The sequence below is a fragment of the Tepidamorphus sp. 3E244 genome (assembly GCF_046159835.1).
In the GTDB taxonomy this organism is placed as follows: Bacteria; Pseudomonadota; Alphaproteobacteria; order Rhizobiales; family Tepidamorphaceae; genus JACKJK01.
In genome coordinates, this window is record NZ_JBJXCY010000002.1 from 1,281,059 (window position 1) to 1,299,547 (window position 18,489).

An 18,489-nucleotide genomic window follows, 5' to 3' on the forward strand; every position below is an offset into this window, starting at 1 on the left:
TTCGGGCTGATCCGTGTCAGGCACTTGGCCCGGTGCGGATGCGACCTTATCTCAGGCGGGTTCGCCCTGTTTGCGGTGCCTCAACCGCAAGGTCAATGCCGCATGTCGCGGCCCGGAGTTCGAGACACCATGATTCAGGACGCCATCCACGCGTTCAACCAGATGTTTGCGAAGCCCTTTCGCGGCGTCCTGCTGAAGACAATCGCACTCACGCTGCTGCTGTTCATCGCCGTCGCGGCGGGCGGGTTCGAGCTGCTGAAATACGCAGCCGAGGATTTCGCCACCTGGATGATCACGGCTGCCGGCATCGTCGCCGCGCTGATCTACCTCGTCGCCAGCGCCTTCCTGTTCCCGCCGGTCACCGCGCTGGTCGCGAGCCTGTTTCTCGATGATGTCGCCGAGATCGTCGAGAAGGAGGATTATCCCGCCGACCCGCCCGGCAAACCGATGCCGACCATGGAGGCCATCGCCCAGGGCCTAAAATTCATGGGCGTCGTCATCGGCGTGAACATCCTGGTGCTGCTGCTGATCTGGCTGCCGGGCATCAACGCGGTACTGTTCTTCGCCGCCAACGGCTATCTTCTGGGGCGGGAATATTTCGAGCTTGCCGCCCACCGGTTCCGCTCGCGCGAAGATGTGCGCGACATGCGCAAGGCCAATGCCGGCACGCTCTTCATCGCCGGCATGATCATCGCGCTCTTCGTGGCGATCCCGATCCTCAACCTGATGACGCCGCTCTTTGCCACCATCTTCATGGTGCATACCCACAAGCGCCTGTCGGGTTCGAAGTTCGTCAGCGAGGTCTGACGGGCCTGCCGCCTCAGGCGGTCTTGTCCTTGAACAGGCATTCCTCGCGGATGACGCAGCGATTGCAGGCGGGCTTGCGCGCCTTGCAGATGTAGCGCCCGTGCAGGATCAGCCAGTGGTGAGCGTCGCGCTTGAATGCGTCGGGCACGACGCGCTCCAGGTTGTCCTCGACCTCGCGAACGTCCTTGCCCGGCGCGAGGCCGGTGCGGTTCGACACCCGGAAGATATGCGTGTCGACGGCAATCGTCGGCTGGCCGAAGGCGGTGTTGAGCACGACATTCGCGGTTTTGCGTCCCACGCCGGGGAGCAATTCCAGTTCTTCGCGCGTCTGCGGCACCTCGCCGCCGAAATCGGCGAGGATCATCTGCGACAGCGCCAGCACGTTCTTCGCCTTGTTGCGGAACAGCCCGAGGCTCTTGATGCGCTCGCGGATGCCGTCTTCGCCGAGATCCACCATCTTTTGGGGCGTGTCGGCATCGGCAAACAGCACGCGGGTTGCCTTGTTGACGCCGGTATCGGTCGCCTGAGCCGACAGCGCCACCGCCACCACCAGCGTGTAGGGATCGGTATATTCGAGCTCGGTTTCAGGCTCCGGATTGCTGGCCTTGAGCTTGGAGAACATCGAGAGGATGGCGTCGCGTTTCAGCTTCGTCGCGCGCTTGCGGCGCGTGGACGGCTTTCTGGCTGCGGCAATCGGTTTCGGCTTGGCGGGCTGGCGCTGGGTCATGCCGCCTCTATACTCATGCCCCATGACCGACGCCAACCCGAAATCTGACACGGGCGAACCCTTCTTCGAGGCGGTGATCACGCCGCACCGCTCGCTGAGTCCGCGCGGCTTCGTGCTGGTGATGGCGCTGGTCGGCGGCATCAGCTTCGTCTGCGGCACGGTGTTCTGGGCCATCGGCGCCTGGCCGGTGGTCGGCTTCTTCGGGCTGGACGTCGCCATCGTCTGGTATGCGTTTCGCGCCAACTACCGCGCCGCGAACGTGCGGGAGATCGTCTCCGTCAGCCACCAGACCCTGCGAATCGAGCGCACCGACCTTAAGGGCAGGCGCCGGCGCCTGGACATGAACCCCTACTGGGCGCGCCTTGCCACCGAGCGCGACGAGGAATTCGGCGTCATGAGCCTGACCGTGTCCTGCAAGGGGACCAGCGAGCGCGTCGGCGACTGGCTGTCGCCGCCCGAGCGCGAGGAATTCGGCGCGGCACTGTCGCAGGCGCTGCATGATGCCCGTGCGCCGCAGCCGGCGTGACCAGGTGCAGGAAACGGGTGGGATTGCACGCGCTGACCGGGTGATATGGCCGCAAGGCTCAAACCTCGGAGGCAAGACAAATGGACCTCTCCCAGGACCTCACGCAGCAGGACCTCACCCGGCAATTCCGAACCGATCCGGACCCCGTACGAAACGCAACAAGTGACCTGATGACCGCAGAAGCCGATACGCATGATGGCAGTGCAGGCCCCGACGCCGCGGATGACTATGCCCGTGTGCGCGCCGCCATCCGCTTCCTGACCGAGAACTGGCGCGACCAGCCCGACCTCGACACCATCGCCGAGGAGATGGGCCTGAACCCCACGCAGGCGCAGAAGCTGTTCCACCGCTGGGCGGGGCTGACGCCGAAGCAGTTCGTACAGGCGATCACGCTGGATACCGCCCGCAGTCTGCTCAGCGAGCGCGAGACCGTGCTCGACACGACCTACGATGTCGGCCTGTCGGGGCCGGGGCGGTTGCACGATCTCTTCGTCTCGCACGAGGCGATGACGCCAGGCGAGTACCGCAATCGCGGCGCGGGGCTTGAGATTTCCTACGGCTTCCAAGAAGCGCCCTTCGGGCTGGCGCTGGTGCTCGCGACCGCGCGCGGCCTGTGTGGGCTGGCCTTCTGCGATGGCGAGGGTGGCCGCGACGAAACGCTTGCCGACATGACGCGGCGCTGGCCTGCCGCGACATTCGTGGAGGATGCCGCCCGGACCGCTCCTTATGCGGCGCGCGTCTTCAAGCGCGACTCGTGGTCTGCCGACACCCCGCTGCGGGTGGTGATGATCGGATCGGATTTCGAGGTCCGCGTCTGGGAGACGCTGCTGAAGATTCCCTTCGGAAAGGCGACCACTTATGGCGACATCGCCAAGCACCTCGGCAAACCGAGCGCGGCGCGCGCCGTGGGCGCAGCCGTTGGCCGCAACCCGATTTCCTTCGTGGTGCCGTGTCACCGGGTGCTGGGAAAATCCGGCGCGCTGACGGGTTATCACTGGGGCCTGACGCGCAAGCGCGCGATTCTGGGCTGGGAAAGCGGGCTGGTCTGAACCCGGCGACCTATCCGGCGAGATCCTGCTTGTCAGTGATCTCGCCGTTTTCGTCGAGGCGGTAGACGATGGGCCGGCCTGTGCCCAGTTCCCGCTTGAGGATCTCTTCGCCCGACAAGCCTTCCAGTTCCATGATGAGCGCGCGCAGGGAGTTCCCGTGCGCGGATATCAACACCCTCTCACCGGCAATCACGCGCGGCAGGATTTCGGACTTGAAGTAGGGCAGCACGCGCTCGGCGGTGTCCTTCAGGCTTTCGCCGCCCGGCGGGGAAATGTCGAACGACCGCCGCCAGATGTGCACCTGCTCCTCGCCCCACTTGTCGCGGGCATCGTCCTTGTTGAGGCCGGTCAGGTCGCCGTAATCGCGCTCGTTCAGGGCCTGGTCGCGGACAGTGTCGAGGCCGGTCTGGCCGAGTTCGTCCAGCATGATCGCCAGCGTGCGCTGGGCGCGTGACAGCGCGCTCGTGTAGGCGACGTCGAATTCCAGCCCCAGCTCCTTCAGCGCCTTGCCGGCGGCATGGGCTTCCGAGACGCCCTTTTCGGTCAGGTCCGGATCCTTCCAGCCCGTGAACAGGTTCTTGAGGTTCCATTCGCTTTGGCCGTGCCGAACGATGACGAGAAGGCGCTCCATCTCCAAAACCTTTTCTGTGGCTGTGTCAGTCCGAAAGGCCGAGGACGTCGGCCATGGAATAGTGCCCGGGCTTCTTGTCGTGGGCCCAGATGGCGGCTTTCACCGCACCGCGTGCGAAGATGCTGCGGTCGCCGGCCTGGTGGGCCAGCGTCAGCCGTTCGCCTTCGCCGGCGAAGATCGCCTCGTGGTCGCCGATGACGCTGCCGCCGCGCAGCGTGGCAAAGCCGATGTCGCCGCGCTTGCGCGCGCCGGTCTGGCCGTGGCGGGAGAAGACGCCGTGGGTGTCGAGCGAGATGCCGCGCCCTTCGGCGGCCGCCTCGCCCAGCATGTAGGCCGTGCCCGACGGCGCGTCGACCTTGTGCTTGTGGTGCATTTCGACGATCTCGATGTCGAAATCCGCATCAAGCGCTGCCGCGACCTTCTTCGTCAGCGCCGCCAGCAGGTTGACGCCGAGGCTCATGTTGCCGGAACGCACGATGCGCGCGTGGCGTCCCGCCGCGTCGAACTTCCTGATCTGCTCCGCCTCGATCCCCGTCGTGCCGATGACATGGACGATGCGCGCCTGTGCTGCGAGTTCGGCGAAGGCGACGGAGGAGGCGGGCGACGTGAAGTCCAGCACCGCCTCGCAATTGGCAAAGCAGGGGATCGGATCGTCGGTGACGGCGATGCCGTTGTGGCCAAGGCCTGCCAGTTCGCCGCTGTCCTTGCCGATGGCGTCGGAGCCTTCGCGCTCGATCGCGCCGACGAGTTCGCAGTTCTCGGTTTCGCTCACCACGCGCATCAGGGCCTGGCCCATGCGCCCGGCAGCGCCAACGACGACAAAACGCATCACGTTCATTCCACTCCGCTCCACTCAGCTTGAGGCTATATCAGCCCCGGTCCGAAGCGGAAACCTCGACGAGAGATCGAGAAGAGGGGATGCAGTCGGCTATTCGCCGGGGTGTGGCCCGTTGTAGCCTTCAACGATCACAAGGTCGCCCGCGGATGCGTTGGACCGCAGCTTCAGCGCTGCCTGGTAGGCCTCGGACGCGTAGCAGTCGGTGGCTGCCTTGTAGCTTGGAAATTCCAGCACCACGTGGCGGGCGCGCAGCGCGCCTTCCTTCACTTCGCTGGTGCCGCCCCTCGTCAGGAACTTGCCGTCAAAGGCCGCGATGGCAGGTCCGTTCGCCGCGACATAGGCCTTGTAGGCCTCCGGATCGGTCACATCCATGTGGACGATCCAGTATCCCTTCGGTTCGGACATGGCACGGCCCTCCTCAAGCCTGAAGACATAGAAGCCAATCGTACACCGGAAAGGAAGTAGCCCGTCAAAAGGCGGAGGCGATCTCGTCGACGATTGTGTCGGCGGCCTCGGCCGGATTGCCGGCTTGCGTGATCGGGCGCCCGACGACGAGATAGTCGGACCCCGACTTGATCGCAGATGCCGGCGTCGCGATGCGCTTCTGGTCGCCGGTGTCGCTGCCCGCAGGGCGCACGCCCGGCGTCACGATGTTGAGGTCCGGGCATTTCGCGCGAACAGCAGCCACTTCCATCGGCGAGCACACGATGCCGCCCATGCCGGTGCTGGCAGCGCTCTGCGCGCGCGACAGGACCAACTCGTCCGGCGATGCGGAATAGCCGGCCTCAGCAAGGTCCTCGGCATTGAGCGAGGTCAGCACCGTCACGCCGAGCAGGCACAGCGCGCTGTCGCCAATCCCGGCGACGGCGGCCCGCATGGCTGCGGGATAGGCATGGATCGTCAGGAAGGCGAAGCCCTGGCCGGCGGCGTTTTCCACCGCCTTCGTCACCGTGTTGGAGATGTCGAGCAGCTTGAGGTCGAGAAAGACCGGCTTGCCGTCGGCGGCGAGATCGCGCGCCAGGTCGATGCCGCCGTTCATGGCAAGCTCCAGCCCCAGCTTGAAGACGCCGACATGCCCGTCGAGCGATCTTGCAAGCGTCTCGGCCGCGCGCGTGTCCGGCACATCGAGCGCGACAATCAGGCGGTCGCGGGCGGAAAGGGAAGGTTTTGCCATTTGGATGTGGTCTGCGTCAGGCGCGCGGCTTGCGATAGGTCCACACGCGGGCCGGCGGCAGGTTGCGCCAAACCCACTTGGAGACGTCGATCACGTAATCGCCGTGACCTTCCGGAACCGGGGGTACCAGCGCGTAGGAGAACTGGACGATCGGCATGCCGGGCGTCAGCGCCTCGAAACAGGCGTTGATGAGGCGCAGGCGCTGCGCCAGCGGCTTGGTGAACAGCGGCAGGCCCGTCACCACGCCTGCAAGCTGCGGGTGGTCGAGATGGCGAAGGTGGTCGCGGATCGCGTAGGCATCGCCATTGATGATGTGCGCGCCGGGAAACTCGCTGCGCAGGTGGCCGCAGAATTCTGGATTGTACTCGACCAGCGCGATGCGGGAGGGGTCGAACCCGCGCTCAACGAGCGCCCGCGTGATGACGCCGGTTCCCGGTCCCAGTTCGAGGATCATGCCCGGCTGGCGCGGATCGACTTCCAGCGCCATGCGCTGGGCGAGTTCCTTGCTGCTGGGGCTGACGGCGCCGGTGCGAAGCGGCGAGGCCGCCCACGTTTTCAGAAAACGGAGGTCTTCGGCAAACTGGTCGCGTTTGCGACGGGTCTTGAGAATGTCCTGATGCATGCCGCCGCTCGCGTCCCCCTCGTTCAGACGGTTTTTCTTGCTAGGCGCTTCTTGCGCCCTTGGCAAGCATGCGCTCGCCCCGGTGGATATCGAAGCCAGTCAAACCGGCTGAAATGCGGCGGGAGCGCTACTCGTCGGCGCGGCCCTGGAAGAAATCCTTCACCCGGGAAATAAATCCGTGGGCGTCGGGGGTGTTCTCGTCGGAAGACGCCTCGTCAAACTCGCGCAGCAGGTCCTTCTGCTTGCGGCTGAGCTTCACCGGGGTCTCGACAATGGTCTGGACATAGAGGTCGCCGGCCTGGCGCGAGCGCAGCACCGGCATGCCCTTGGCTGACAGGCGGATCTGCGATCCCGTCTGCGTGCCGGCGGGAATCTTCACCTGCGTGCTCTTGCCATCCAGCGTCGGCACTTCGAGGCTACCGCCAAGCGCTGCTTGCGTGAAGCTGATCGGCGCGCGGCAGAACAGGTCCGCCCCGTCGCGCTGGAAAATCTCATGCGGCTTCACCGACAGGAAGATGTAGAGGTCCCCCGCCGGCGCGCCGCGCAGCCCCGCGTCGCCTTCGCCCGACAAGCGGATGCGCGTGCCGTCCTCGACGCCTGCGGGAATGTTCAGCGACAGCGTGCGCTCGCGCGTCACGCGGCCCGCGCCACCGCAATCGTCACAGGGGGTGTCGATGGTCTCACCGGTACCGCCGCATCGCGGGCAGGTGCGTTCGATGGAGAAGAAGCCCTGTGACGCGCGCACGCGGCCCGCGCCGCCGCAGCCCTGGCAGGTGCTTGAGCCGGTGCCCGGCTTTGCGCCGTTGCCGCCGCATGTTTCGCAGGAAGAGCTGGACGGCACGCGGATTTCCGCAGCCTTGCCGGAATAGGCGTCCTCCAGCGTGATTTCCATGTTGTAGCGAAGATCCGCGCCGCGCCGGTTGTTCTGCCGTCCGCCGCCGCGCCGCCCGCCCATGAAGTCGCCGAACAGGTCGTCGAAGATATCGGCCATCGAGGCGCCGAAATCGCCGTTGAAGCCGCCGGCGCCGCCGTTCTGGAACGCGGCATGGCCCATGCGGTCATAGGCGGCCCGCTTCTGCGGGTCCTTCAGCATCTCGTAGGCGGCGTTCACTTCCTTGAACTGCGCCTCGGCGGTGTCGTCGTCGGGATTGCGATCGGGATGCAGCTTCATCGCGAGCTTGCGATAGGCGGATTTCAGCGTTGCGGCGTCCGCATCGCGTTGCACCCCGAGAATTTCATAGAGATCGCGCTGTGACATATGTCGCTTGTCTTAATCTCTGTGGCGCCGCGCGTCCACGCATCCGCTGCGAAACGCCGTGTCTTTGCGCCAGATAATCATGTCCGCGGGCCTGTTCCAGCCAATGCCGGCGAAGGCATGACACTATCGCCGCGCTGCGTTGCACACCGGTCACACATCCTGCGTGTTTCGGGTGGCCGGGTACGAGAACGGGCGGCCGTTGCCGGCCGCCCGCCTGTTGAGATTGTGAGGGCCGTCAGGCCGACTTCTTCTCGTCGTCGTCCTCGACTTCCTCGAAGTCTGCATCGACGACGTCGTCTTCCGCAGCCGGACCTTCGCCATCTTCGGCTTCCGCTTCCTGCTGGGACGCGGTGTAGATGGCCTCGCCAAGCTTCATGGCAGCCTGCGTCAGGGCCGTGGTCTTCTCGGTGATCGTCTCCGGGTCGCCGCCTTCGACGGCTTCCTTGGCTTCCGCGATCGCCGTCTCGAGAGCGGACTTGTCGGCTTCCGCCAGCTTGTCGCCATGCTCTTCGAGCTGCTTCTCCGTGGAGTGGATCATCGACTCGGCCTGGTTGCGGGCCTCGACCGATTCACGCCGCTTCTTGTCTTCCTCGGCGTGGGATTCGGCGTCCTTCACCATCTGTTCGATGTCGGACTCGCTGAGGCCACCGGATGCCTGGATGCGGATCTGCTGCTCCTTGCCGGTGCCCTTGTCCTTGGCCGACACGTTGACGATGCCGTTGGCGTCGATGTCGAACGTCACCTCGATCTGCGGCATGCCGCGCGGTGCGGACGGAATGCCCACGAGGTCGAACTGGCCGAGAATCTTGTTGTCGGCGGCCATTTCACGCTCGCCCTGGAAGACCCGGATCGTCACGGCGGACTGGTTGTCCTCAGCCGTGGAGAAGACCTGGCTCTTCTTGGTCGGGATCGTGGTGTTGCGGTCGATCAGGCGGGTGAACACGCCGCCCAGCGTCTCGATCCCGAGCGAAAGCGGGGTTACGTCAAGCAACAGCACGTCCTTGACGTCGCCCTGCAGCACGCCGGCCTGGATCGCCGCGCCGATGGCCACGACTTCGTCCGGGTTCACGCCCTTGTTCGGGTCCTTGCCGAAGAACTGCTTCACCGTCTCCTGGATCTTCGGCATGCGCGTCATGCCGCCCACGAGAACCACTTCGTCGATCTCGCCGGACTTCAGGCCCGCATCCTTCAGAGCCGCCTTGCACGGTGCGACCGTGCGCTGGACGAGGTCATCCACCAGCGCCTCGAACTTGGCGCGGGTCAGCTTCATCGTCAGGTGCTTCGGGCCGGACTGGTCGGCGGTGATGAAGGGCAGGTTGATCTCGGTCTGGGTCGAGGACGAAAGCTCGATCTTCGCCTTTTCCGCAGCTTCCTTGAGGCGCTGCAGGGCGAGCTTGTCGCTCTTCAGGTCGATGCCCTGTTCCTTCTTGAACTCGTCGGCGATGTACTCGACGAGGCGCATGTCGAAGTCTTCACCGCCGAGGAACGTGTCGCCGTTCGTCGACTTCACTTCAAACACGCCGTCGCCGATCTCGAGGATCGAGATGTCGAAGGTGCCGCCACCAAGGTCATAGACCGCGATGGTGCCGGTGTTCTTCTTGTCGAGGCCGTAGGCGAGCGCTGCCGCCGTCGGCTCGTTGATGATGCGCAGCACGTCCAGACCGGCAATCTTGCCGGCGTCCTTGGTGGCCTGGCGCTGGGCGTCGTTGAAGTAGGCCGGAACCGTGATGACGGCTTCCGTCACCGGCTGGCCGAGGAAGGATTCCGCCGTTTCCTTCATCTTCTGGAGGATGAACGCGGAGACCTGCGAGGGCGAATAGTTCTCGTCCTGCGCCTTCACCCATGCATCGCCGTTGCCGCCCTTGACGATCTCGTAGGGGACAAGGCCCTTGTCCTTCTGCGTCATCGGGTCGTCGTAGGTGCGGCCGATGAGGCGCTTGATCGCGAACAGCGTGTTCGACGGGTTGGTGACAGCCTGGCGCTTGGCCGGCTGGCCGACGAGGCGCTCGCCTTCGTCGGTGAAGGCGACCATGGACGGTGTCGTCCGTGCGCCTTCGGAATTCTCGATGACTTTCGCGTCCTTGCCGTCCATGACGGCGACGCAGGAATTCGTCGTACCGAGGTCGATACCGATGACCTTACCCATGATGAAAACTCCCAGTGTTCAGGCGGGTCGCTGACAGGCCCTTGAAGGCACCTTCGCGCAATATCTGCGGTCTGCGACTCCCTTGGGGTTGGAAAACATGTTCCCTTGGCTCGTCCGGTCCGGATGGCGCTTCGCCTCCGGGGACGAACGAACGGAACCTGCGCGGTATATAAGAACCGAGTCAGATGCCTGCAAGCGTGGTGACCCAATTGTTGGAAATGGCTGCAAACCGGCCTGATGCCTGAATGACAGAACAATCCCCGACGCGGGCTGCGGACCTCGAACCGGTTCCCGGACTGCGCCTTTATTCGCTCTATTTCAACCCGCAGCAACAGGCGGAGCTGCGCGACGCCATCCGCGATGTGGTGCGCCAGGCCCCGCTTTACACCCCTGTGATGCCGCGTTCGGGGCGCCCCTTTTCTGTGCGCATGACCAATTGCGGCCCGCTCGGCTGGGTCGCGGACAAGGCGGGCTATCGCTACCAGCCCACCCACCCGGAAACCGGCGAACCGTGGCCGGCGATGCCGCCGCAGCTCACCGCACTGTGGGAGAATGTCGCAGGTTTCGGCGCGCCGCCGGAAGCCTGCCTCGTCAACCATTACGCCGAGAGCGCGCGCATGGGCCTGCACGTGGATGAGGACGAGCAGGACTTCGATGCCCCGGTCGTTTCCGTCTCGCTGGGTGATTCGTGCCTGTTCCGATATGGCGGGCTTGCGCGCCGCGACCCGACGCGCTCGTTCCGGCTGCATTCCGGCGATGTGCTGGTGATGGGCGGGCCGGCGCGGCTGATCCATCACGGGGTCGACCGCATCATCAAGGACACGTCGACGCTTCTCACGCAGTCCGGGCGCATCAACCTCACCCTGCGTCGCGTGACGAAACCGGGCCTGAACGCTTAACTCGGCAGAAAAACCGCGCCAAACGGGGTGAAAACCTTTCACCCGTGACGAAACTGTTGCGTCCGTGTAGCGATAGTGCCGAATGCTCGGGGGTTGGTACCATCGTCCCTTGGCTTAGGGTTCACCGGAAACGGGACGATACCAATGACTGACTCCGCAACGCTCAAGGCGCGCTACCTCGAATTGCTGGAAAGCCATATCGAGCAGCCGGCGCACGATCCGCAGGCCAACGCGGTCAAGCAGCTTGCCTACGACATCTCCCGCGACCTGGAAGCCGGCAGCATCGACACCGACGATCTCGACGGTCTTGCCAAGGCGCTCGCGGACGAGGCGCTGATCTCGCGCGCCCGCCGCCTGCGCTCCTACGTGGAGGCGAACTCCAAGGACGAGGCCGTTGCCCGCTTCGAACGCGTGGTCCGCGCCGCCGCCATGGGCGATGGCGGCAAGCCGATCCCCTTCGAAGGCTTCCGCGCCCAGTGGGAACGCCCGCAATACGGTTTCGTGCTCACCGCCCACCCGACCTTCTCCATGTCGGACGCGCTGCGCGGCATCCTTGCCGACCTCGCCGCCCACGAAAAGGACAGCGAGGAATATGCCGCCGCCCTTGAACGGCTGAAGGACGAGAAGCACCAGCCGGAGCCGGAGCAGACCCTGAAACGCGAACATGCCGCGGCGCAGGCCACGCTGAAGCGCATCGCCGCCTCCCTCGACATACTCCACCGCAAGCTGGTGGAGATCGCCCGCGACGTCTATCCGCTGCAATGGGCGGCTTTCCGCCCGCAACTCTCCACGCTGGCGTCCTGGGTCGGCTACGACCTCGACGGCCGCTCCGATATCGACTGGTCGGATTCGCTGAGCTTCCGCCTCAACGAGAAGGCCGCCCAGCTGCAGATGTATGCCGAGGCGCTGGACGTGATCCTCGACAAGGGCGAGGCCTCCAAGCCGGTGACGACGCGCATCAAGAAGCTGCGCGACAGGCTGGCCCGTGCCGGCGAAAGCGCGCGCGCCGAGGCCGAGGCCTTCAGCGCCGACCTGTCGGACCCGGCCGCCCTGTCGGCTGCGGCCAACCGGCTGACCGACAAGGACTCCAACCGCCTCGTCGAGACGAAGGCCGTGCGCGAGGAACTGCACGAACTCATCATCGCCGAGGAATCCCCTGCCGTGCGCACCGAGCTGATCGTCGTGCATGCAGCCGTCGCCTCGCGCGGGCTTGGTACCGGCCATGTCCACGTGCGCATCAACGCGGTGCAGGTCCACAACGCGCTTCGCGCGCATCTCGGCTGGACGGGGCAGGGCGCGCTCGACGGGCGCTGGCCGCTGTCGAACCTCACCACCGAGATTGCCCGCACCAAGCCGGCCGACATCAACTTCGCCTCGCTCGGCGCGGAACAGACGACCGCGCTCCAGCAGATGATGCTGGTGTCGCGGCTCCTGACGCTGGTCGACCGGGAAACCGTGGTCCGCTACCTGATCGCGGAATGTGAGCAACCGCTGACCGCGCTCGCGGTGCTCTATTTCGCGCGGCTCTTCGGCATTGACGACCGCATCGACATCTCGCCGCTGTTCGAGACGCCCGACGCGCTGGAGCGCGGCAACCGCCTCATCGAGCAGCTGATCGAGAACGACGTCTTCCGTGCGCACCTGGAAGAGCGCGGGCGCATCGCCATCCAGACCGGGTTTTCCGATGCCGGCCGCTTCATCGGCCAGATCCCGGCAGCGCTTGCCATCGAGCGGCTGCAGATCCAGCTCGCCCGCCTGATGGAGAAGAAGGAATTGAAGGGCGTCGAGGCGCTGATCTTCGACACCCACGGCGAATCGCTCGGGCGCGGCAGCCATCCCGGGTCCCTGACCAACCGCCAGTACCATATCATGACGCCGTGGGCGCGCAGCCGGTTCAAGAAGCTGGGCATCCCGCTCTGCCACGAGTCGAGCTTCCAGGGCACCGACGGCTTCCTGCTGTTCGAGACCGACGATCTCGCCCTGCGCACCGTCTCCGGCATTCTCGTCGCCGAGCGCGACTGGAAGGCGCCGCACGACGATCCGTTCTATTCCGACATTGCCTTCACGTGGGATTTCTACCGCGAACTGCGCCGCTACCAGATCGCGCTCTACAACGATCCCGATTACGGCGCGGCGGTCTTTGCCTTCGCCGGCAACCTGCTGTTCGCCACGGGTTCGAGAAAGTCGCGCCGGGCGAGCGAAAGCGGCGGCGGGCGCACCGACCTGTCCCGCCTGCGGGCGATCCCGCACAACGCGACGCTGCAGCAGCTTGGTTTCGTGCCCAACGTGGTGACGGGCTTCGGCTCGGCGGCGGTCCACGAATTCGACCGCTTCGCCGATCTCTGCCGCAAGTCTCCGCGCGCGACCGCGCTGGTGGAAATGATTGCCTTCGCGCGCCGTCAGTCGAGCCTCACGGCCTTTGCCGCGCAGGCGACCATTCTGGATGCGGGCTTCTGGATCGCGCGCGCCGATGCCGGTGGCGCCGGGCCGCAGCGCCGCGCCTGCCTGACGCTCGCCGAGCGCCTGTCGGACAAGGGCATCGCCTTTGCCTTCAACCGCTTCCACACCAAGCTGCGCACCGACCTGCTGCATCTCGAGGCGCTGCTTGAGGAACTGGGGTCCGGGGTCAATCCGCTGGCGGATGATTCACGCCGCGCGCTCTACCTGCTGCATGCAGTGCGCATCGCGCTGATGATGCACGTGCTGCTGCGGGCCGCCGACCTGCCGCCCTTTGCCGCGCGAAACGATTTCTCCCGCGAAGTGGTGCTGGACCTGCTGCTGCAGATGCGCGTGCCGGAGGCCACCGCCCTGATCGCGGAAACCTTCCCCCGCCGGGCGGATGCCGGGCCTGCGCTGGATCTGAACGAGAAATCGACCTTCGATGCCGAGCGTGAAAGCGGCTACCCGCATATCCACGAGAACATCATCGCGCCGCTGACCAAGGTCTACGAGCAGATGCGCCGCATCGGCATCGGCCTGTCGCACCGGTTCGGTGCGTACGGGTAAGCAATTCCAAAAAGTGGACGCCGGTTTTTGGTCCGGAATTGGGACAAGACACGAAAACCACGCCTGCGCCGGTTCGGTGCAGGCAGCTTCGTTACACGGTCTTGTCGACGTGCTCTTCCGAACCCGGTGCTTCGCCGCCCGTCTCGGGCTGGGTCTCGGCCTCGGCGGCGGGCGCTTCCTGCGGCTTCGGTGCCGACTTCGGTCCACCCTTGGAGACGCCGACCATGGCGGGGCGCAGCACGCGCTCGCCGATCGAATAGCCATCCTGGGTGACCTGCATCACCGTGCCTGACGGGACGGACGGGTCCGGAACCTCGAAAATCGCCTGGTGCATGTTCGGGTCGAACTTCTCGCCCTCGGCCGCAATCTTCTTCACGCCGTGGCGCTCCATCAGCCGAACCAGCTCGCCCTTGGTGAGTTGCACGCCTTCGCGCATGGAATCGAAGGCAGCGCGCATGGCCTCGGCCTCTTCCGGGGTGCCGGTTTCCAGCGCCCGGGACAGGTTGTCGGCGACAACCAGCATATCGCGCGCGAAGTTCGCGATCGCGTACTGGCCGGCTTCGCGAACCTGTCGGTCGGTCCGCTTGCGCAGGTTTTCCATCTCCGCGACGGTGCGCAGCAGGCGGTCCTTCATCTCGGCATTTTCCGCCGCGAGCGCAGCTGCCGCCGCCTGCGCGGCTTCCATGTCCGGGCCGTCGGCGGCCATCGTCTCGTCATTCTCGTTGACGGGCTGATTGTCCATGTCGTCGTTGCTCATCGCGTCGTTTCCCGTGGTCGGCCCACTGCCGGCATGCGTCGCGCGGGTGTTTCGCGTGTCGCGTGCGCAAGGTTCAGGTGGGCGCGTGAGGTTTCGTTGGGGCGGATATCAGGGCTTTGGCCGCGAAAATCAACCCGGCGCGCGGCGCAAGGTGCATGTCGCTCGGCTCTTTGGTGCTGTGCTCAACCTTTGTCGAGGATGCGGCTGACCAGTTTCGCGGTGTAGTCCACCATCGGCACGATGCGCCCGTAGTTAATCCGCGTCGGACCGATCACGCCCAGCACCCCGACGAGGCTCTGGTCCCGGTCGCGGTAGGGCGACAGCACGACGGACGAGCCCGACAGCGAAAACAGCTTGTTCTCCGAGCCGATGAAGATGCGCACCCCGTCGCCGGTTTCGGCGAGGCCGAGCAGTTCGACGATGTCGTTCTTGCGCTCAAGGTCGGCCAGCAGCAGCTGCACCCGTTCGAGGTCTTCCAGCGCGTTCAGGTCTTCCAGCAGGTTCGCCTGCCCGCGCACGATAAGCGTCGGCGGCTGGCCGTCGCGCGCCGCGCCGAAGCTCGCAAGCCCCGCCTCGATGACCTTGTCGGTCAGTTCGGCAACCTGCGTGCGGGCCTCCTCGCGCGCCGATTCCATGTCGCGGCGCGCATGCGCCAGCGTCTTCCCGCGCAGATGGGCGTTCAGGTAGTTCGCCGCTTCGTTGAGGCTGTCGGCTGGAATGTCTTCCGGCAGGTCCATCAGCCGGTTTTCCACCGCGCCGTTGTCCCCCACCAGCACGACAAGGCACTTGCGGGTGTCGAGGCGGACGAACTCCACGTGGCGGATCTTCAGGTCGCTCTTGGTGGCGAGCACGACGGCAGCGCTGCGCGACAGGCCCGAAAGCAGGTTGCCGGCCTCCGTCAGCACGGTCTCCACCGAACCCTGGTTCTGGCCGGCGGCGACCTGCGCCTCGATGCTGCTGCGCTCGGCTTCCGTCAGTTCGCCGAACTGCATCAGCGCATCGACGAAGAACCGCAGGCCAAGCTCGGTCGGCAGCCGCCCGGCGGAGGTATGCGGCGCAAAGATCAGCCCCAGCGATTCCAGGTCCGACATGACGTTGCGGATCGAGGCCGGCGACAGGTTGATCGACGGCGCACGGCTCAGGCTTCGCGAGCCGACCGGGATGCCCGTCTCCAGGTAGCTTTCCACGATATGCCGGAAAATGTCGCGCGAACGCTCGCCGAGCTTGGCAAGCTCGGATTCCATCTCGCCGGTCGACGGGTCGGACGACCCGTCGCCGGGCGCAATTGCACGCAGGTGACTCAATGTGTCCATGTGGGGATATGTTCGCTGCCGCACGCGGTCAGTCAAGTGCGCGGCGGGCGGTTCGCAGGCGTGCCGTGCGTGCATTGTCTTTGCGATTGCCGCGCGAAGCGGGTACAGAGCCAGCCACGCCAATCCATTCCGCTAGCAGGGATACTTCGCGAGATGCGCCCATCCGAACGTGCACCCGATGCCATGCGCCCCGTCTCCATCGAGCGCGGCTTCGCCAAACACGCCGAAGGGTCCTGCCTGATCCGCTTCGGCGACACCCACGTGCTGTGCACGGCCTCGCTGGAAGAGCGCCTGCCGCCGTGGCTGCGCGGGCAGGGGCGCGGCTGGGTCACCGCCGAATACGGCATGCTGCCCCGCTCCACCCATGATCGCTCCCAGCGCGAGGCCTCGCGCGGCAAGCAGGGCGGACGCACGCTGGAAATCCAGCGCCTGATCGGCCGCTCGCTGCGCGCCGTCTGCGACCTCAAGCTGCTCGGCGAACGCCAGATCACCGTCGACTGCGACGTGCTGCAGGCCGACGGCGGCACCCGCACCGCCTCCATCACCGGCGGTTGGGTGGCGCTGGCCGAGTGCATCAACTGGATGCGCAAGCGCAACATGATCGACATGAACCCGCTGACCGACCACGTCGCGGCCATTTCCTGCGGCATCTACAAGGGCACCCCGGTGCTCGACCTCGATTACGCCGAGGATTCATCCGCCGACACCGACGCCAACTTCGTGATGACCGGCTCGTCCGGCCTCGTCGAGGTGCAGGCGACGGCGGAAAAGTCACCGTTCAGCCAGTCGGAGTTCCTCGACCTGCTCTCGCTCGCCTCCAAGGGCGTGGGGGAGCTCGTGGAACTGCAGAAAGAGGCGCTTGCCTGAATGCGGCCCCTGCCGGAGAAGATCGTCGTCGCCAGTCACAATGACGGCAAGGTGCGCGAGATTCGCGCCTTGCTGGAGCCGCTTGGCTGCGAGATCGTCTCTGCCGCCGAGCTTGGCCTGCCCGAGCCGGACGAAGACGGCGAAACCTTCGAGGCCAATGCGAAGATCAAGGCCCTGTCGGCGGTGAAGCACAGCGGCCTTGCCGCGCTGAGCGATGATTCCGGCCTTTGCGTCGATGCGCTGGACGGCAAGCCCGGCATTCATTCCGCCCGCTGGGCCGGGCCGGACAAGGACTTCGCGCTCGCCATGCGCAACGTCGAGGAAGCCTTGCAGCAGGCCGGCGCGACCGATCCTGGAAGCCGCACCGCCCGCTTCGTGGCCGTTCTGTGCCTTGCCTGGCCCGATGGCGAGACCCGCGAATATCGCGGCGAGATCGAGGGCCAGATGGTCTGGCCGCCGCGCGGCACCAAGGGTTTCGGCTTCGACCCGGTGTTCCTGCCGCAGGGCTACGACATCACCTTCGGCGAGATGAGTGCGGACGAAAAGCACGGCTGGGCGCAGGGTCAGGATTTCGCCCTGTCGCACCGTGCCCGTGCCTTCAAGGCGCTGGTCGAAGCGGGGTCTGGCAATGCTTGAGGGCACGCACGCAGCCGACTTGCCCGGCGCGGAAACCGGCGATGCCGGGTTCGGTATCTACGTCCACTGGCCCTTCTGTGCGGCCAAGTGCCCCTATTGCGACTTCAACAGCCATGTCCGCCACGGCGGCGTCGACGCCATGGGCTTCGCCGACGCGCTGTGCACGGAGCTTGAGTTCAACGCGCGCCGCCTCTCCGGCACCCCGCGCCGCACGGTGCGCAGCATCTTCTTCGGCGGCGGCACGCCCTCGCTGATGCCGCCGCAGGCGGTCGAGAAGGTCATCGCGAAGGTCGCCGACTTCTGGCCGGTCGCCGACGACCTGGAAATCACGCTCGAGGCCAACCCCTCCAGCGTCGACGCGGGCCGGTTCCGCGGTTTCCGCGATGCGGGCGTCAACCGCGTCTCCATCGGCGTTCAGTCGCTGGACGATGCCAAGCTGAAATTCCTCGGCCGCCTGCATGACCGTGCCGATGCGCTGCGTGCCGTCGAGATCGCGCAGGCGACCTTCCCGCGCATGTCCTTCGACATGATCTACGCGCTGCCCGGCCAGTCCGTTGAAGACTGGCGCGGCGAGCTGGCCCATGCGCTCAGCCTTGCGGGCGAGCACATGTCGCTCTACCAGCTCACCATCGAACCGGGCACGGCCTTCGCGCGGTTGCACGATGCCGGCCGTTTCACGGTGCCCGATGCCGATTTCGCGCGCGACCTCTACGACGTGACGCAGGACCTGACGGCTGAGGCAGGCCTCCCGGTCTACGAGATTTCCAACCATGCCCGCCCCGGCGCGGAATGCCGCCACAACCTCGTCTACTGGAACAACGGCGATTTCGTCGGTGTCGGCCCCGGCGCCCATGGGCGGCTGACCCTTGGCAGCGGACGCTGGGCAACTGCTTGTGAGCCGATGCCGGAAGCATGGCGGCGCAAGGTGCTGGCCAACGGCCACGGCATGAGCGTCGATGACCTGCTGGCACCGGAAGAAATTGCCGACGAGTACCTCGTCATGGGCCTGCGGCTCGCGTCGGGTATCGACGTTGAGCGGTATGCGGCCCTTGCCGGGCGGGGGCTGGATTCAGGCCGGATTTCCGACCTAGAAGAACACGGCATGATCGCGCGCGTCGGCAATCGTGGCCTGCGCGTTACGCCGGAAGGCTTCCCGGTGCTGAACGCGGTCGTCGCCGATCTTGCAGCCTGAGGTTTCACAGGCCGCCGGAAATCTCTTGAAAACCTGAAGTT

18 protein-coding genes are annotated in these 18,489 nt (G+C 65.8%); 8 read left to right on the plus strand and 10 right to left on the minus strand.

What is annotated here, in order from left to right:
* The first annotated feature begins 129 nt into the window (after positions 1-129).
* Positions 130-807: a sulfate transporter family protein gene (locus ACKTEK_RS14840; RefSeq protein ID WP_409166065.1), complete on the plus strand. Its 678-nt coding sequence runs from the start codon at positions 130-132 to the stop codon at positions 805-807.
* 13 nt (positions 808-820) lie between these two features.
* Here the strand turns inward: ACKTEK_RS14840 and nth are convergent, their stop codons facing one another.
* Positions 821-1,534 (minus strand): endonuclease III, encoded by a 714-nt coding sequence (gene nth, locus ACKTEK_RS14845; protein ID WP_409166066.1) that lies wholly within the window; start codon positions 1,532-1,534, stop codon positions 821-823.
* A gap of 22 nt (positions 1,535-1,556) precedes the next feature.
* Here nth and ACKTEK_RS14850 point away from each other — a divergent pair, with 22 nt between their 5' ends.
* On the plus strand, positions 1,557-2,060 hold the full coding sequence (locus ACKTEK_RS14850; RefSeq protein ID WP_409166067.1) for a DUF2244 domain-containing protein: 504 nt from the start codon (positions 1,557-1,559) through the stop codon (positions 2,058-2,060).
* A 170-nt stretch (positions 2,061-2,230) separates the two neighbouring features.
* A complete protein-coding gene (locus tag ACKTEK_RS14855) occupies positions 2,231-3,109 on the plus strand; it encodes a methylated-DNA--[protein]-cysteine S-methyltransferase (RefSeq protein ID WP_409166173.1) in 879 nt (292 codons plus the stop codon).
* Positions 3,110-3,119: 10 nt separating this feature from the next.
* Here the strand turns inward: ACKTEK_RS14855 and ACKTEK_RS14860 are convergent, their stop codons facing one another.
* From ACKTEK_RS14860 to dnaK, 7 genes are all read right to left on the minus strand, one after another.
* The gene (locus ACKTEK_RS14860) at positions 3,120-3,740 is read right to left on the minus strand and encodes a 2,3-bisphosphoglycerate-dependent phosphoglycerate mutase (RefSeq protein WP_409166068.1); all 621 of its coding nucleotides are present in this window, start codon (positions 3,738-3,740) and stop codon (positions 3,120-3,122) included.
* Between the two features lie 25 nt (positions 3,741-3,765).
* Positions 3,766-4,578, minus strand: a complete 813-nt coding sequence (gene dapB, locus ACKTEK_RS14865) for a 4-hydroxy-tetrahydrodipicolinate reductase (RefSeq protein ID WP_409166069.1) — start codon at positions 4,576-4,578, stop codon at positions 3,766-3,768.
* 90 nt (positions 4,579-4,668) lie between these two features.
* Entirely contained in the window at positions 4,669-4,983 is a 315-nt protein-coding gene (locus tag ACKTEK_RS14870; protein WP_409166070.1) for a DUF1330 domain-containing protein, read from the minus strand.
* Positions 4,984-5,047: 64 nt separating this feature from the next.
* On the minus strand, positions 5,048-5,752 hold the full coding sequence (pyrF, locus tag ACKTEK_RS14875) for an orotidine-5'-phosphate decarboxylase (protein ID WP_409166071.1): 705 nt from the start codon (positions 5,750-5,752) through the stop codon (positions 5,048-5,050).
* A gap of 16 nt (positions 5,753-5,768) precedes the next feature.
* Complete coding sequence (locus tag ACKTEK_RS14880; RefSeq protein ID WP_409166072.1) at positions 5,769-6,374, minus strand: class I SAM-dependent methyltransferase; 606 nt, start codon at positions 6,372-6,374, stop codon at positions 5,769-5,771.
* Between the two features lie 127 nt (positions 6,375-6,501).
* Complete coding sequence (gene dnaJ, locus ACKTEK_RS14885) at positions 6,502-7,632, minus strand: molecular chaperone DnaJ (RefSeq protein WP_409166073.1); 1,131 nt, start codon at positions 7,630-7,632, stop codon at positions 6,502-6,504.
* A gap of 235 nt (positions 7,633-7,867) precedes the next feature.
* Positions 7,868-9,778: a molecular chaperone DnaK gene (dnaK, locus tag ACKTEK_RS14890; RefSeq protein WP_409166074.1), complete on the minus strand. Its 1,911-nt coding sequence runs from the start codon at positions 9,776-9,778 to the stop codon at positions 7,868-7,870.
* 245 nt (positions 9,779-10,023) lie between these two features.
* Here dnaK and ACKTEK_RS14895 point away from each other — a divergent pair, with 245 nt between their 5' ends.
* Together ACKTEK_RS14895 and ACKTEK_RS14900 are read left to right on the plus strand one after the other, a co-directional pair.
* Positions 10,024-10,677: an alpha-ketoglutarate-dependent dioxygenase AlkB family protein gene (locus tag ACKTEK_RS14895; protein ID WP_409166075.1), complete on the plus strand. Its 654-nt coding sequence runs from the start codon at positions 10,024-10,026 to the stop codon at positions 10,675-10,677.
* A gap of 144 nt (positions 10,678-10,821) precedes the next feature.
* Positions 10,822-13,683, plus strand: a complete 2,862-nt coding sequence (locus ACKTEK_RS14900; RefSeq protein WP_409166076.1) for a phosphoenolpyruvate carboxylase — start codon at positions 10,822-10,824, stop codon at positions 13,681-13,683.
* Positions 13,684-13,774: 91 nt separating this feature from the next.
* Here ACKTEK_RS14900 and grpE read toward each other — a convergent pair whose 3' ends face one another.
* Positions 13,775-14,440 (minus strand): nucleotide exchange factor GrpE, encoded by a 666-nt coding sequence (grpE, locus tag ACKTEK_RS14905; RefSeq protein WP_409166077.1) that lies wholly within the window; start codon positions 14,438-14,440, stop codon positions 13,775-13,777.
* A 182-nt stretch (positions 14,441-14,622) separates the two neighbouring features.
* Positions 14,623-15,684 carry a heat-inducible transcriptional repressor HrcA gene (hrcA, locus tag ACKTEK_RS14910; protein ID WP_409166174.1) on the minus strand — a complete coding sequence of 354 codons (1,062 nt, stop codon included), beginning with the start codon at positions 15,682-15,684 and terminating at the stop codon, positions 14,623-14,625.
* 222 nt (positions 15,685-15,906) lie between these two features.
* On the opposite strand from hrcA, the gene rph reads away from it, so the two are divergent.
* From rph to hemW, 3 genes are read left to right on the plus strand one after another with little or no spacing between them, the layout of a single operon-like run.
* Positions 15,907-16,620, plus strand: coding sequence for a ribonuclease PH (rph, locus tag ACKTEK_RS14915; RefSeq protein WP_409166078.1), 714 nt, complete (start codon positions 15,907-15,909; stop codon positions 16,618-16,620).
* Entirely contained in the window at positions 16,621-17,256 is a 636-nt protein-coding gene (gene rdgB / locus ACKTEK_RS14920) for an RdgB/HAM1 family non-canonical purine NTP pyrophosphatase (protein WP_409166079.1), read from the plus strand.
* The gene (gene hemW / locus ACKTEK_RS14925; protein WP_409166080.1) at positions 17,249-18,448 is read left to right on the plus strand and encodes a radical SAM family heme chaperone HemW; all 1,200 of its coding nucleotides are present in this window, start codon (positions 17,249-17,251) and stop codon (positions 18,446-18,448) included. The genes rdgB and hemW overlap by 8 nt, the downstream gene beginning before the upstream one ends.
* Positions 18,449-18,489 lie beyond the last annotated feature (41 nt).